This window comes from Actinoalloteichus caeruleus DSM 43889 (assembly GCF_000429185.2).
Classification (GTDB): Bacteria; Actinomycetota; Actinomycetes; order Mycobacteriales; family Pseudonocardiaceae; genus Actinoalloteichus_B; species Actinoalloteichus_B caeruleus.
Genome location: NZ_AUBJ02000001.1, coordinates 1,267,879 through 1,284,723, shown reverse-complemented (window position 1 = coordinate 1,284,723; position 16,845 = coordinate 1,267,879). Strand labels below are relative to the sequence as shown.

At 75.0% G+C, this 16,845-nt stretch carries 2 protein-coding genes; both read left to right on the top strand.

The window, feature by feature from the left end; translation table 11 throughout:
• The first annotated feature begins 50 nt into the window (after nucleotides 1–50).
• The gene (locus G443_RS04400; RefSeq protein WP_253860130.1) at nucleotides 51–15,572 is read left to right on the top strand and encodes a type I polyketide synthase; all 15,522 of its coding nucleotides are present in this window, start codon (nucleotides 51–53) and stop codon (nucleotides 15,570–15,572) included.
• Entirely contained in the window at nucleotides 15,566–16,837 is a 1,272-nt protein-coding gene (locus G443_RS25965; RefSeq protein ID WP_253860129.1) for a beta-ketoacyl reductase, read from the top strand. The genes G443_RS04400 and G443_RS25965 overlap by 7 nt, the downstream gene beginning before the upstream one ends.
• Nucleotides 16,838–16,845 lie beyond the last annotated feature (8 nt).

Here is a 16,845-nt window from a genome sequence, read left to right as displayed (position 1 = left end):
GCGCGAACACCCGAGGACGACGGTCCCCAACGACGAGGGGTGCGGTGGCCATGTCGACTGAGCAGGAGCTGCTCGACCACCTGAAGTGGATGACCACCGAGCTCCGGCAGACCCGGCAACGCCTGCACGAGGTGGAGGCCGCCGAGCACGAGCCAGTGGCGATCGTCGGGATGAGCTGCCGCTACCCGGGCGCCGACTCGCCGGCGGAGCTGTGGCGGCTCGTCGCCGACGGTGTCGACGCCGTCCGGGGTTTCCCCACCGACCGGGGCTGGGACCTCGACGGCCTGCACGACCCGGACCCGGACCGTCCCGGCACCTCCTACACCGACCAGGGCGGGTTCCTCGACCGGGTCGGTGAGTTCGACGCGGACTTCTTCGGCATCTCACCCCGCGAGGCCCTGGCGATGGACCCGCAGCAGCGGCTGCTGCTGGAGACGTCGTGGACCGCCCTCGAGGACGCCGGCATCGACCCGGACCGGCTCCGGGGCAGCAGGACGGGGGTCTTCGTCGGTTCGAACGCCCAGGACTACAGCGCGCTGCTCACGTCGGTGGCCGACGAGCTCGGCGGCCACCTCGCCACCGGCAGTGCCGCGAGCGTGATGTCCGGTCGGATCGCCTACACCTTCGGCTTCGAGGGCCCGGTGGCCACCGTGGACACCGCCTGCTCGTCCTCGCTGGTGGCGCTGCACTGGGCCTGCGAGGCACTGCGCAGGGGCGAGTGCACGACGGCGTTGGCCGGTGGCGTCGCCGTCATGTGCACCCCCGCGGCGTTCCTGGAGTTCAGCAGGCAGCGGGGGCTGGCAGTGGACGGCCGGTGCAAGGCGTTCGCCGACGGTGCCGACGGCACGGGCTGGGGCGAGGGCGTGGGGATGCTCGTCCTGCGCACGCTCTCCGACGCGCTCCGCGACGGCGACCGGGTACTGGCGGTCGTGCGGGGCAGCGCCATGAACTCCGACGGGGCGAGCAGCGGACTGACCGTGCCGAACGGTCCGTCACAGCAGCGGGTGATCCGGCAGGCCCTGGCCAACGCCCGCCTGTCACCGGCCGACGTGGACGTGGTGGAGGCGCACGGCACGGGCACGGCCCTGGGCGATCCGATCGAGGCGCAGGCGCTGCTGGCGACCTACGGTCAAAACCGCCCCGAGGACCGCCCCCTCTGGCTCGGCTCGCTGAAGTCCAACATCGGCCACACCGCGGCCGCGGCCGGGGTCGCCGGCGTGATCAAGGTGGTCCAGGCGATGCGGCACGGTGTGCTGCCCCGCACCCTGCACGCCGAGGTGGCCAACACCCGGGTCGACTGGTCGGCGGGCGCGGTGTCGCTTCTGACCGAGAGCGTCCCCTGGCCCGAGTCGGACCGACCGCGACGGGCGGCCGTGTCGTCCTTCGGGATGAGCGGCACCAACGCGCACGTCGTGCTGGAGGAACCGCCGGCCACGACCACGACCGCCGACGCGACGGCCCGGCCGCTGCCGGTGCACGCGTGGGTGCTCTCCGCCCGGTCCGAGGCCGCACTGGCCGAGCGGGCCGAGCTGCTGGCCGCCCACGTCGACGACCATGCCCCCGGCGACGTCGGGTTCTCCCTGGCGACCACCCGCTCCCACCTGGAGCACCGGGCCGTCGTCGTCGGCCGGGACGACGTGGCGTTGCTGCGCGGGCTGACCGCCGTGGCCGAGCGGACCCCCTCGGCCACCGCCGTCGTCGGAACCGCCCGCGAGGACGCGCCGCTGGCGTTCCTGTTCACCGGTCAGGGCTCCCAGCGCCCCGGGATGGGACGGGAACTGGCCGCCGCGTACCCGGTGTTCGCGGAGGCGTTCGACGCGGTGTGCGCGGAACTCGACCAGCACCTCGACCGCCCGGTGGCCGAGGTACTGGTCGACGGCGACGTGCTCGACCAGACCATCCACGCGCAGGCGGGGATCTTCGCGTTCGAGGTCGCGCTGCACCGGCTGCTGACCTCGTGGGGGGTACGCCCGCACTTCCTGCTCGGTCATTCGATCGGTGAGGTGGCGGCGGCGCACGTCGCGGGGGTCCTCGCGCTCGACGACGCGTGCGCCCTGGTCGCCGCGCGCGGCCGGTTGATGCAGGCCCTGCCGCCGGGCGGGGCCATGGTGTCCGTCCGGGCGACCGAGGCGGAGGTCCGGGAGCTGTTGGCCCCCGGGGTGTCGGTCGCCGCGGTCAACGGCCCGCGGTCCGTGGTGCTCTCCGGTGACGAGGACGCGGTCCTCGCGGTCGCCGACCGGCTCCGGGAACGGGGCAGCCGGACGAAGCGGCTCCGGGTGAGCCACGCCTTCCACTCCGGGCGGATGGAAGGGATGCTCGACGAGTTCCGCCGGGTCGTGCGGGGACTGCGCTACGAGGAGCCCGGAATCCCGATCGTGTCCAACCTGACGGGCACCGCGGTGTCCGCCGAGATGGCCGACCCCGACTACTGGGTTCGGCACGTCCGCGAGGCAGTCCGGTTCGCCGACGGCGTCCGGTGGCTGCTCGACCACGACGTCGTCGCGTTCCTCGAGGTGGGCCCGGACGGGGTGCTGACCGGGATGGGCCAGGAATGCGCGGGCGAGGCCGACGCGCTGTTCGTCCCGACCACCCGGGTCGACCGGGACGAACCGTCCACCCTGGTGACCGCGCTCGGAGCGCTGCACACCCTCGGTGTTCCCGTCGACTGGCGGGCCTTCCACACCGGAACGGGCACCCGCCGCGTCGACCTGCCCACCTACCCCTTCCAACGCACCCGGTTCTGGCCGGACGACGCCACCCTGCCCAGCGGCGACCTCGGACGGCTGGGTCTTTCCCCGGGTGGGCACCCGCTGCTCGCCGCGACCGTCGGGCTCGCGGGCAGCGACGAGTTCGCCTTCACCGGCACCCTGTCCACCGCGACGCACCCGTGGCTCGCCGACCACGTCGTCCGAGGCACCGTGCTCCTGCCGGGCACCGCGTTCCTCGACCTCGCCCTGCACGCCGGTGAGGTCGCCGGGTGCGAGGCGGTCGAGGAACTGACCCTGCGCGCCCCCCTGGCCCTGCCCGAACACGGCCGAGTCACGCTGCAACTGCTCGTGGGAGCGGCCGACGACGACGGCCGCCGGCCCATCACGATGCACTCCCGCCCCTCGGGCGAACCCGGTGAACCGTGGACCGAGCACGCGACCGGTGCCCTGGCACCCGACGTGACCGAGCCGCCGGCCGGCCAGGAGAGCTGGCCCCCGCCCGGCGCCACCCCCCTCGACCTCGACGACCTCTACGACCAGCTGGCGCCCCGGGGGTTCCACTACGGCCCGGTGTTCCGCGGCGCGCGCGCGGCCTGGCGACGCGGCGACGAGGTGTTCGCCGAGCTGGCACTGCCCCCCACCGGCACCGCCGGGTTCGGGCTGCACCCGGCGCTGCTCGACGCCGGCCTCCACGTGCTCGGCGTGAGCGGACTGCTGACCGGCGACGCCGAGGACGACCGCGGTCGGCTGCCGTTCTCGTGGGGCGGGGCCAGGTTGCGCACCACCGGCGCCACCACGGTCCGAGCACGGATCACCGTGGTCGGACGGGACGCCGTCGCGCTCCTGCTCACCGACACCGAGGGGCGTTCCGTCGCGGCCGTCGACTCGCTCGTCCTCCGCCCCGGCGCGGCGACCGCACCCCGGCACCCCGGCGTCCTGCTCCGCGCCGGGTGGCGGGCTCAGCCCGCGTCGACCGAGGAAGCTCCCCGGTACGCGGTGCTGGACCCCGACGGCGACCTCACCGCGCTGACCACCACCCCGGAGCTGGTCATCGCGCGGCTCGTGCCCGAGGACGACCCCGACCTGGCGGCCGCGGCCCGGGAGGCGGTGCGCCGGGCACTCCGACTCGTCCAGGACTGGCTGGCCGACGACCGGTTCTCCGACTCCAGGCTCGCGATCGTGACACGACGGGCCGTGAGCTGCGGGACCGACGACGAACCGGACCCCGCCGCGGCCGCGGTGTGGGGGCTGGTCCGCTCGGCCCAGTCGGAGCACCCCGGCCGGTTCGTCCTGCTGGACACCGACGACACCGACACGGCCAGCGTGGCCGCCGCCCTGCGGGGCGAGGCCCAGCAGGTCGCCGCGCGCGCGGGGACCACCTACGTGCCGCGCCTCGCCGAGGCGGACGACGTCGTCCTCACCCCACCCGCGCGGCGGGCCTGGCGGTTGGACACCGAGGGCGGCGGCACCCTCGACGGTCTGCGGCTCCTCCCCGTGCCCGACGCCAACCGGGCGCTGCGCCCAGGCGAGGTCCGGGTCGCCGTCCGGGCCGCCGGGCTGAACTTCCGCGACGTCCTGATCGCGCTCGACCTGTACCCCGGCCAGGCCACCATGGGCATCGAGGGCGCCGGCGTGGTCACCGAGGTCGGTCCGGACGTGCCGGGCCTCGCCGAGGGCGACCGTGTGTTGGGCCTGCTGACCGGCGGGTTCGGCCCGTTCGCCGTCACCGATCACCGGTTGGTGGCACCGATCCCGGACGGCTGGTCGTACGAGCGGGCCGCATCGGTGCCGATCGTGTTCCTCACCGCCTACCACGCGCTGGTGGACCTCGCCGAGCTGCGGCAAGGGGAGGCCGTCCTCGTGCACGCCGCCGCCGGCGGCGTGGGGATGGCCGCGACCCAGGTGGCGCGTCACCTGGGAGCGGAGGTGTTCGGCACCGCCAGCGACGGCAAGCGGGGGACGCTGCGCGACCTGGGGTTCGCGGAGGACCACCTCGCCTCGTCACGCACCCTCGGGTTCGAGGAGCGCTTCCGCGCGACCACCGGCGGACGCGGCGTGGACGTCGTGCTCGACGCGCTCGCCGGCCCGTTCGTCGACGCCTCCCTGCGCCTGCTGGCCCCCGGCGGGCGGTTCGTGGAGATGGGCAAGACCGACGTCCGCGACCCCCTCGCCGTGGCCGAGGCGTACGACGGCGTGCGGTACCAGGCGTTCGACGTGATCGACGCCGGGCCGGACCGCATCGCGGCCATGCTGTCCGAACTCCTCGCGCTCTTCGACCAGGGGAAGCTGACCCCGCTGCCCGTCACCACCTGGGACGTGCGCCGGGCACCGGAGGCCTTCCGCCACCTCAGCCAGGCACGGCACGTCGGCAAGGTGGTGCTCACCGTGCCACCCGCCCCGCACCCCGACGGCACCGCGCTCGTCACGGGCGGCACCGGCGCCCTCGGCACCGCGTTGGCCCGGCACCTGGTCGCCGCGCACCAGGTCCGGCACGTGGTCCTGGCCAGCCGGGGCGGCCGCGCCGACACCGACGGGGTCGTGGTCCCGCTCACCGATCTCGGCGCGACCGTCACCTCGGTGGCCTGCGACGTGGCCGACCCCGACGACGTCGCACGCCTCGTCTCGGACATCCCCCCGGAACACCCGCTGACCGTCGTCGTGCACGCGGCCGGGGTCCTCGACGACGCCGTCGTCGCCACACTCGACGACGACGCGCTCGACCGGGTGCTGCGCCCCAAGGTCGCGGGCGCCTGGCACCTGCACCAGGCAACGGAACACCTCGACCTGTCCGCCTTCGTGCTGTACTCGTCGACCGCCGGACTGCTCGGCGCCCCAGGCCAGGGCAACTACGCCGCCGCCAACGCGTTCCTCGACCGACTGGCCGAACTGCGGCGTGCCCGGGGGCTGCCGGCGGTGTCCCTCGCCTGGGGGCCGTGGGAGCCCACCACCGGCATGGCCACGGACCCGGCGCGGCTGGCCGGTACCGGGCTGCGTCCCCTCTCCGAGGAGACGGGACTCGCGTTGTTCGACGCCGCGGTGCGGCGCGACGACCCCGTCGTCGCGCCAGTGCGGTTGCACCTCGACCCGGCGGCCGGGCAACCGGTGCCGGATCCGCTGCGCGGCCTCGTGCGGGCCTCCCGCCGCCGTCCCGCCGTCCCGTCCACCCCGGACCGCCCGACCGGCGCCGGTCTCGCCGCACTGCCCGACACCGAACGGGCGCACGCGCTGCTCGAACTGGTGCGGGTCACCGTGGCCGCGGTCCTCGGACACGCCGACACCACCGCGATCCGACCGGACCGGGCGTTCTCCGACCTCGGTTTCGACTCCCTGACCTCAGTGGAACTGCGCAACCGCATCGCCGCGGCCACCGGTTCGCGGTTGCCCGCATCGCTGGTCTTCGACCACCCCACCCCGACCGCGCTCGCCGAACGGCTCGACACCGAACTCACCGGGCTCCGCGAGCGCACCGGTCCCGCCCCGGCGGTGACCCCCTCGGCCGAGCCGGTCGCGATCGTGGCGATGAGCTGCCGCTACCCGGGAGGCGTCACCGACCCCGACGGGCTGTGGGACCTCGTGGCCGCCGGCGGGGACGGCATCGCCGGATTCCCCACCGACCGGGGCTGGCACGAGAACGAGTCGGTGACCGCACAGGGCGGATTCCTGTACGACGTCCCCGACTTCGACGCCGAGTTCTTCAACATCTCGCCCCGCGAGGCGTTGGCGATGGACCCGCAGCAGCGGCTGCTCCTGGAGACGTCCTGGGAGACGTTCGAACGAGCCGGCATCGACCCGGCGCTGGTCCGGGGCGAACGGATCGGCGTCTTCACCGGAACCTCGTCGTCCGGGTACGCCTCAGCCCTCCGGGGGCTGCCGGACGCACCAGCCGGACATGTCCTCACCGGCACGGCGGCCAGCGTCGCCTCCGGCCGCGTCGCCTACACCTTCGGCCTGGAGGGGCCGGCGGTCTCGGTGGACACGGCGTGCTCCTCGTCGTTGGTGGCCCTGCACCTCGCGGTGCGCGCGTTGCGCGCCGGCGACTGCGTGATGGCACTCGCCGGTGGGGTGACCGTCATGGCGGAGTCCGGCATCTTCAGCGAGTTCAGCAGGCAGGGCGGCCTCGCCACCGACGGCCGCTGCCGGTCCTTCGCCGCTGACGCCGAGGGCACCGGCTGGTCGGAGGGGGCGGGTGTCCTGCTGCTGGAGCGGCTGTCCGACGCCCGCCGCAACAACCACCCGGTGCTCGCGCTGGTACGCGGCACGGCGGTCAACTCCGACGGCGCCTCCAACGGCCTGACCGCGCCGAACGGCCCCGCCCAGCAGGACGTCATCCGGCAGGCGCTGCGCGACGCCGGCGTGACGGCCGACCAGGTGGACGCCGTCGAGGCGCACGGCACGGGCACGGTCCTCGGTGACCCGATCGAGGCGCAGGCGCTGCTCGCCACCTACGGCGCCGACCGGTCGCCGGAACGACCGCTGTGGCTGGGATCGGTCAAGTCGAACATCGGCCACACCCAGGCCGCCGCCGGCGTCGCCGGGGTGATCAAGATGGTGCAGGCGTTGCGACGCGAGCAGCTGCCGCGCACCCTGCACGTCACCCAACCGTCCCCGCACGTCGACTGGAGCAGCGGCGCGCTGGCCCTGCTGACCGAACCCCGCCCGTGGCGGGACGACGGGGGGTCGCGGCTGGCGGGGGTGTCGTCCTTCGGGATCAGCGGCACCAACGCGCACGCCATCCTCGAAGGGGCGCCGCCCGCCGCCCAGGAACGGGACGAGGGACCGCGCGGGGCGGTGCCGCTGGTCCTGTCCGGCCGCACCGGACCCGCGCTGCTCGCGCAGGCCGACCGCCTGCGCGACCACCTGTCCCGCCACCCGGAGACGCGGCCGGTCGACCTCGCCCGCTCGCTCGCCGACGGCCGCGCCACCTTCAGCCACCGCGCGGTCCTGACCGGCGCCGACCTGCCCAGCCTGGTGACCGGCCTGACCGCGCTGGCGTCCGGCGCCCCGTCGCCGGACGTGGTCACGGGGATCGCCGAGGTACCGGGGCGGACCGTGTTCGTGTTCCCCGGACAGGGTTCGCAGTGGACTGGGATGGCGCTGGACCTGCTCGACAACTCGCCCGTGTTCGCGCGGCGGTTCGGCGAGTGCGCGGACGCGTTGACGGCCGTGGTGGACTGGTCACCCGTCGACGTGCTCCGGGGCGTACCCGGCGCGCCGTCCCTGGACCGGGTCGACGTGGTCCAGCCCGTGCTGTTCGCCGTGATGGTGTCGCTCGCCGCCCTGTGGCGCTCCGCCGGTGTCGAACCCGCCGCCGTCCTCGGCCACTCCCAGGGGGAGATCGCCGCCGCCTGCGTGGCCGGAGCACTCCCGCTCGACGACGCCGCGAGGGTCGTCGCGCTCCGCAGCCGCGCGCTCGCCGAGCTCGCGGGCCTCGGGGGCATGGTCGCGGTCTCCGCTCCGGTCGAGCGGGTCCGGCCACTGCTCGGCGCGGGCGGGGGAACGGCGGTGGCCGCCGTGAACGGCCCGTCCTCGGTGGTCGTCTCCGGCCCGCCCGCCGCGCTCGACGAGCTCGTGGAACGGCTGCGGGCCGACGGGGTCCGCGCCAGACGAGTAGCCGTGGACTACGCCTCGCACTCCCCGCAGGTGGAACTGATCCGGGACCGGCTGCGCGACGAACTCGCGGGGATCACACCGGTCACCGGCACGGTCCCGTTCTTCTCCACGGTCGAGGTCGACTGGGCCGACCCGGACTCCCTCGACGGCGAGTACTGGTACCGCAACCTGCGCCACACGGTGCGGTTCGAACACGCGACCCGGCGGCTGGCAGAGCAGGGCTACACGGTGTTCGTCGAGGTCAGCCCCCACCCGGTGCTGGCGATGGCAGTCCAGGAGACCACGGAGGACGCCGGCGTCACCGGCGCCATCGTCACCGGAACCCTCCGTCGCGACGAGGACGGCACCACCGCGTTCCTGCGCTCGGCCGCCGCGCTGCACGTCCTCGGCGTTCCCGTGGCGTGGCGGGAGGTCGTGCGCGGCGGAAGCCGGGTGGAGCTGCCGACCTACCCGTTCCAACGCGAACGGTACTGGCCCGACGGGGCGAGGACCTCCGGTGACGTCACCGCCGCCGGCCTCGACGAACCCGCGCACCCGCTGCTCGGCGCCGCGCTCCCCCTCGCGGAGGGGGACGGGTACCTGTTCACGTCCAGGCTGTCCCGGACGTCGACGTCCTGGCTGACCGACCACCGCGTCCTGGGCACCGTCCTGCTGCCGGGCACCGCGTTCGTGGAACTCGCGCTCCGCGCGGGGGACGCCACCGGCTGCGACCGCCTCGCCGAGCTGGTGCTCGAACAGCCGCTGGTCCTCCCGGCCCACGGCGGGGTCGCCGTCCAGCTGGTGGTCGGGGCACCGGACGCGACCGGCACCCGGTCCCTCGCGGTGCACTGCCGACCCGACGGTGCCGGGGAGGACGCGCCCTGGACGCGGCACGCCACCGGATCCCTCACCCGGGACGGTGCCCAACCGGACGTCGGCGGCTGGTCGGAGGGCACGCCCGTCGACCTCACCGGGACCTACCAGCGCCTCGCCGACCGCGGCTACGACTACGGCCCGGCCTTCCAGGGGCTGCGTGCCGCCTGGAGAACGGGGGACGAGGTCGTCGCCGAGGTGACCCTGCCCCCGGAGCTGGCCGGCGAGGCCACCGCGTACGGCCTGCACCCGGCGCTGCTCGACGCCGCGGTGCAGGCGAGCGGGCTCGGCGCGTTCTTCCCCGACGACGACCGGCCCAGGTTGCCGTTCGTGTGGCGGGGCGTCCGCCTGCACGCCTCCGGTGCGTCCGAGGTGCGGGTCCGGCTCTCCCCGGCCGGGGAGGACGCGGTCCGGATCGACCTCGCCGACCCGGCCGGCGCGCCCGTCGCCACCGTGGAGGCGATGGTGGCGCGACCCGCGCCCGACGCCCTGGAGGCCCCGGCCGCGGCCCGGCACGACGACCTGTTCCGGCTCGACTGGACGGTGCCGGCACTGACCCCCGCCGAGGGGCCGACCGTCGCCGTCGCCGAACCGGACGACGGCGCACTCGCCGCGTGGCTGGCCGAGGCCGGCGTCAGGACGGTCCGGGCGGACGAGTCCCCCGACCTCGTCGCCGTCGCCTGCCCCCCGGGTGAGGGGGCCGAGCCGCTCACCGCGCTGCTCCGGACCCTGCGGGACTGGCTGGTCCAGGACCGGCATCCCACGGCCCGGCTCGTGGTGGTGACCCGCCTGGCCGTGGCGGTGACCCCGGCGGACCGGGTGGACCTGGACCAGGCCCCGGTGTGGGGGATGCTGCGGTCCGCCCAGTCGGAGCACCCCGGTCGCTTCACCCTGGTGGACATCGACGACCTCGGGATGCCCGACGGGCTCCTGGCCTCGGCCCTCGGCCTCGACGAGCCGCAGTTCGCGGTGCGGGCCGGCACCGTGCTCGTTCCCCGGCTGGCCCGAGGCACGACACCCGCGTTGACACCACCGGTGGGCGAGCCGGCGTGGCGGCTGGCGACCACGGGGCCCGGCACGCTGGAGAACCTCGCCCTCGTCCCGTGCCCGGAGGCACTGGCACCGCTCGGCCCGGACGACGTGCGGGTCGCGGTGCGCGCGGCGGGCCTCAACTTCCGCGACGCGTTGACCGCGCTCGGGATGTACCCGGGTGAACCGGGGCCCCTCGGTTTCGAGGGCGCCGGCGTCGTGACCGAGGTCGGAACCGGCGTGGCAGGACTGGCACCGGGTGACCGGGTGCTCGGCATCTTCGCCGGGTCGTTCGGGCCGGTGGCGGTGACCCGCCGCCCACTGCTCGCCCCGATGCCCGCCGGGTGGTCCTTCGGGGAGGCCGCCTCCGTTCCGGTGGCGTTCCTGACCGCCTACCACGGCCTGGTCGACCTGGCGGGGCTGCGCGCCGGCGAGTCCGTGCTCGTCCACGCGGCCACCGGCGGTGTCGGGATGGCCGCCGTCCAGCTCGCCAGGCACCTCGGCGCGGACGTGTACGGCACCGCCAGCGAGGCCAAACAGGGCACCCTGCGGGCGATGGGCCTCCCCGACGACCACCGTGCCTCCTCCCGCACCCTCGAGTTCGAGCGGCGTTTCGGTGGCGGCGTCGACGTCGTGCTGAACTCGCTGGCCGGCGAGTACGTCGACGCCTCGCTGCGGCTGCTCGGCCCCGGTGGGCGCTTCGTCGAAATGGGCAAGACCGACGTGCGGGACGCCGAGGCGGTCGCCGAAGCGCACGACGGCGTGCGCTACCAGGCGTTCGAACTGATGTCCGCCGGGGACGACCGGATCCAGCGGATGCTCACCGACATCCTCACCCTCGCCGACCAGGGCGTGGTCCACCCCCTGCCGGTGACGGCCTGGGACGTCCGGCGGGCACCCGAGGCGTTCCGGTTCCTCAGCCAGGCCCGCCACACCGGGAAGGTCATCCTGACGGTGCCCGCGCCGCTCGACCCGGCGGGCACCGCGCTGATCACGGGCGCCACCGGCGTGCTGGGCGGCCTGGTGGCCCGTCACCTGGCGAACCAGCACGGGATCCGACGGTTCCTGCTGGTCAGCCGCGGTGGCGCCACCGCGCCCTCCGCGGGCGCCCTGGCCGATGACCTCGCGGAGCTGGGCGCGGAGGCGGTGTTCGCCGCGTGTGACGTCGCCGACCGCGACGCCCTCGCGGCCGTGCTCGCGGCCGTGCCAGCGGAACACCCGCTCACCGCCGTCGTGCACGCGGCGGGCGCGTTGGACGACGGTGTCCTCACGGAACTCACCCCCCAACGGCTGGCCGGGGTGCTGCGTCCCAAGATGACCTCGGCGCGGCACCTGCACGACCTCACCGCCGGGGACGACCTGGCGGCCTTCGTCCTGTTCTCCTCCGCCGCGGCCACCTTCGGTGGTCCGGGGCAGGCCAACTACGCGGCGGCCAACGCCTACCTCGACGCGCTCGCGCACCACCGGCGCACCGAGGGTCTCGTCGGGCAGTCGATCGGCTGGGGGTTGTGGGAGCACCGCAGCGGGCTGACCGCCGCGCTCGGTGACGGCGAGCTGACCCGCATGTCCCGGTCCGGCATGTCCCCGCTGCCCACCGAGGACGGTCTCGCGTTGCTCGACGCCGCCACCGGTTCGGCCGATCCCTTCCTGCTGGCCGCGCGCCTCGACTTCGGGCGGGACAGCACCGGGACCCGGGTGCCCCCGCTCCTGCGCGGACTGGTGCTGCCACCTCCGCGACCCGTCGCCTCGACCTCGGCACCGTCGGACATCGGTCTCGCCCACCAGCTGCGGGGGCTGCCCGTGGCCGACGCCGAGCGGTTCGTGCTCGATCTCGTCCGCGCTCACGCCGCCGCCGTCCTCGGCCACGCCACCTCGAGCGCCGTGACCGACTCGAGGGCCTTCCGCGAACTGGGCTTCGACTCCCTGACGGCGGTCGAACTGCGCAACCGGCTGGCCACGGCCACCGGCCTGCCGTTGCCCGCCACGCTCGTCTTCGACCATCCGAGCCCGGCGGCACTGGCCGCCTGGCTGCGTGCTCAGGCACTGGGCCAGATCGCCGACGACGCGCCGGTGCGCGCCTCCGCCGCCGGCGACGAACCCGTCGCGATCGTCGCCATGAGCTGCCGGTTCCCCGGCGGCGTCAGCGATCCGGACCAGCTGTGGCGGTTGTTGTTGGACGGGCGCGACGCCATCTCGGGGTTGCCGGGAGACCGCGGCTGGGACGTGGCCGCGCTGCACGACCCCGACCCCGACCACCACGGCACCTCCTACGTGGCCGCCGGCGGCTTCCTCGACGACGTGGCCGCGTTCGACCCGGAGCTGTTCGGGATCTCCCCCAGGGAGGCGCTGGCGATGGACCCGCAGCAGCGGCTGTTGTTGGAGACGTCGTGGGAGGTGTTCGAACGGGCTGGGATCGACCCGCTGTCGATGCGGGGCAGCCGGACCGGTGTCTACGCCGGAGCGGCGGCCTCCGGCTACGCGGCCCTCCTCGAGGGCATGGGCGACGAGGCCGAGGGCCACCTCGTGACGGGCACCGCCGGCAGCGTCGTCTCCGGTCGGGTCGCCTACACCTTCGGGCTGGAGGGGCCAGCCGTCACGGTCGACACGGCCTGCTCGTCCTCCCTGGTCGCGCTGCACCTCGCCGTCCAGGGGCTGCGGTTGGGGGAGTGCGACATGGCCCTGGCCGGGGGCGTGACCGTGATGGCCACCCCGGGGCCGTTCGTGGAGTTCAGCCGCCAACGCGGGCTGGCGGCAGACGGCAGGTGCAAGGCCTTCGCCGACACCGCCGACGGCTTCGGCATGGCGGAAGGCGTCGGAGTGCTCCTGGTGGAACGCCTGTCGGACGCCCGCCGGCACGGGCATCCCGTCCTCGCCGTGGTGCGGGGTTCCGCGATCAACCAGGACGGCGCGTCGAACGGGTTGACGGCGCCCAACGGCCCGTCCCAGCAACGCGTGATCAGGCAGGCACTGGCCAACGCCCGGCTCACGACGTCCGAGGTGGACGTCGTGGAGGCGCACGGCACCGGCACGACCCTCGGCGATCCGATCGAGGCGCAGGCCGTGCTCGCCACCTACGGCCAGGAGCGTGACCGCCCACTGCTGCTCGGTTCGGTGAAGTCGAACATCGGCCACACCCAGTCCGCCGCCGGGGTCGCGGGCGTGATCAAGATGGTGCAGGCCATGCGGTACGGCGTCCTCCCGCGCACCTTGCACGTCGACGAACCCTCGACCCACGTGGACTGGTCCGAGGGTTCCGTGTCGCTGTTGACCGACGCGGCGGAATGGCCCCCCGGGACCGGGCCGAGACGGGCCGCGGTGTCCTCCTTCGGGATCAGCGGCACCAACGCGCACGTGCTGGTGGAACGGCCCCGCGAGGAGGACGAGGCCCCCGGGACCGGGCCGCGTCCACCGACGTCGACGCCCCCCGTGCTCCACTGGCCCGTGTCCGGCCGCTCCCCGGCCGCTCTCACCGCCCAGGCGGGCCGGCTGCTCGACCTGGTGGACGGACCAGCCGACCCCGTCGACGTCGGCTGGTCCCTGGCCACCACACGAGCGGCGCTCGACCACCGGGCCGTGGTGCTCGGCACCGGTCCGGAGGAACTCCGCCGGGGCCTGGTGGCGCTCCGGGACGGCGCCGAGTCACCGCACCTGGTGCGGGACGTCGTCTCCGCCGGGGCGACCGGGTACCTGTTCTCCGGGCAGGGTTCCCAACGGGTCGGCATGGGACGCGCGCTGCACGAGGCGCACCCGGTGTTCGCCGAGGCCTTCGACGCGGTCTGCGCCGAACTGGACGGGCACCTCGACCGCCCGGTCGCGGAGGTCGTGTTCGCCGACGCGGAGGCGGTGCACCGGACCGAGTACGCGCAGGCCGGGCTGTTCGCCATCGAGGTCGCGCTGTTCCGGTTGCTCGAGTCGTGGGGGCTCCGACCGGACTTCGTCCTCGGCCACTCCGTCGGCGAACTGGCCGCCGCCCACGTGGCCGGTGTGCTGTCCCTCGCCGACGCGAGCGCCTTGGTGGCGGCACGTGGCCGGTTGATGGGGGCGTTGCCGCCCGGCGGGTCGATGGTGTCCGTGCGGGCCACCGAGGCCGAGGTGCTCCCACTCCTGGCCGAGGGGGTGTCGGTGGCCGCCGTGAACGGCCCGGAGTCGGTGGTGCTCTCCGGCGACGAGGACGCCGTCGCCGCCCTCGTGGACCGGTTGCCTGATCGGAAGTCCCGGCGCCTGCGGGTGAGCCACGCCTTCCACTCCGCGCGGATGGACCCGGTCCTCGACGAGTTCCGCGCCGTCGCGGAGCGGCTCACCTACACCGCGCCAAGCATCTCCTCGGTCTCGTCGGTGACCGGCGCGACTGTCGGGGACGAGTGGGCCGACCCCGGCTACTGGGTGCGGCAGGTCCGGGAGACCGTCCGGTTCGCCGACGGCATCCGGGTCCTGGCCGAGCACGGCGTCACCACCTTCCTGGAGTTGGGTCCGGACGGGGTGTTGAGCGCCGCCGGCCGGGACAACGTTCCGGGGGCCCCGGGCTCGATCACGTTCGTCCCGCTGCTTCGCGGGGACCGCGCGACCGACGAGGTCGGGTGCGTCGCCAACGCGGTGGCGCGCCTGCACACCCGGGGGGCGGCGCTCGACTGGGACGGGGTCCTCGCACCGGCCCGGCCCAGCCGGGTGGACCTGCCCACCTACGCGTTCCAACACCAGCGCTTCTGGCCCGAGGCCGCCGCCCCCGCGCGAGCGTCCTCACCGGGCTCCTGGCGATACCGGGTCGAGTGGCGGCCACTGGCGCCCCCGCCCCAGCCGGTGCTGACCGGGACGTGGCTCGTCGTGGCCACCGACCCGCCGGCGACGCTGCTCGACGCGCTCGCCCGCCGAGGTGCCGACGTGCGCGTGCTGCCCGACGGGGAGGTGTCGGCCGAGGACCTGCGGTCCGCGCTCGACGGCGCCGAACCGGCCGGCGTGCTCACCATGCCCTCGAGCCCCGCCGACGCCAACGACCCCGCCGTGGCCGCCGGGATCGTGGCGCTCGCACGAGCGGTCGACGAACTCGGGCTCCGCGCCCCCCTCTGGTGCGTCACCCGGGGGCGGTGCGGGTCGGACCCGACGACGGGCCACCCGACCCGGCCCAGGCGCAGGCCTGGGGCCTCGGGCGCGTGGTCGCGCTCGAACTCCCCCGCACCTGGGGCGGGTTGGTCGACGTGCCGCCCGGGGAGGACCTCGCGGAACCCGTCACCGAACTGCTGTGCGGGCTGCTCGCCGCGCCGGGCGGCGAGGACCAGATCGCGGTCCGGCGCGACGGAGCACACGGTAGGCGGCTCACCCGCGCGCCCCAGACCGGCACCACGGCCGCACCCTGGACACCCAGGGGCACGGTGCTGATCACCGGGGGCACGGGGGCACTGGGCGCGCACGTCGCACGGTGGCTCGTGGACCGCGGCGCCGAACACCTCGTGCTCACCAGCAGGAGCGGACCGCGGGCACCGGGAGCCTCGGACCTGCGGGCCGAACTGACCGCGTCCGGTGCCCGCGTCGACATCCTCGCCTGCGACCTCGGCGACCGCGACCAGGTGGCCGAGGTGGTCGCCGGACTGCGCGCCCAGGGCGACCCGGTGCGCGCGGTCGTGCACGCGGCCGGCGTCAACCTCGCCGGGGCGATCACCGACCTCGACCGAACGGCGCTGGATCGGGCACTGTCCGGCAAGGTGGCCGGTGCGCTCCACCTCGACGAGCTCCTCGACGACGACCTGGACGCGTTCGTCCTGTTCTCCTCGATCGCCGGGATCTGGGGAAGCGCCCGCCAAGGCGCCTACGCCGCCGCGAACGCCGCGCTCGACGCGCTCGCCCGGCGCCGGCGGGCCCTCGGCCGCCGCGCCACCGCCATCGCCTGGGGGTGGTGGGCGGGCGAGAACATGGCCTCGGGAGGCGGGGACCAACTGACCAGCCTCGGACTCACCCCGATGCCCCCCGGGGACGCCCTGGCGGCCCTGGGCGGGGCACTCGACCACGACGAGGACGAGCTGGTGGTCGTCGACGTGGACTGGCGGCGGTTCGTCCCCGCGTTCACCACGTTCCGGCCGAGTCCCCTGCTCGCCGACCTCACCGAGGCCCCCGCCGCCGACGCCACCGACTCCCCTCGATCCGAGGAGGAGTCGCGGACGCTCCGAACGCGGCTCGCCGAGCTCTCCGGCCTCGAACGGGACCAACTGCTGCTCGACCTGGTCCGCGAACGGGCCGCACTCGTGCTCGGCCTCGACGACCTCTCCTCCGTACGACCAGACCGCGCGTTCCGGGACCTGGGATTCGACTCCCTGACCGCGGTCGAACTGCGGGACCGCGTCACCACCGCGACCGGGCTACGGCTACCCGCGGCCCTGGTGTTCGACCACCCGACTCCGGCGGAGCTGGCCGCGCACCTGCGGGACCGCCTGCTGCCGCCCGTCAGCCCGGCCGACGAGGCGGCCCTGCGGGCCACGCTCGCGACCGTCCCGCTGGACCGGCTCCGCGCGGCGGGTGTGCTGGAGGCGCTGTTGGAGATCACCACCAGCGCGCCACCGACGGAACCCGCCGGGCGGGACGACGAGAACACGATCGACGACATGGACGCCGAAAGCCTCATCCACCTTGCGCTGGGAGAGAACGGCTGATGACCACC

Excerpts from the sequence above, each read along its gene's own strand:
- G443_RS04400 (WP_253860130.1), top strand. The coding sequence starts at position 51 with ATGTCGACTGAGCAGGAGCTGCTCGACCACCTGAAGTGGATGACCACC.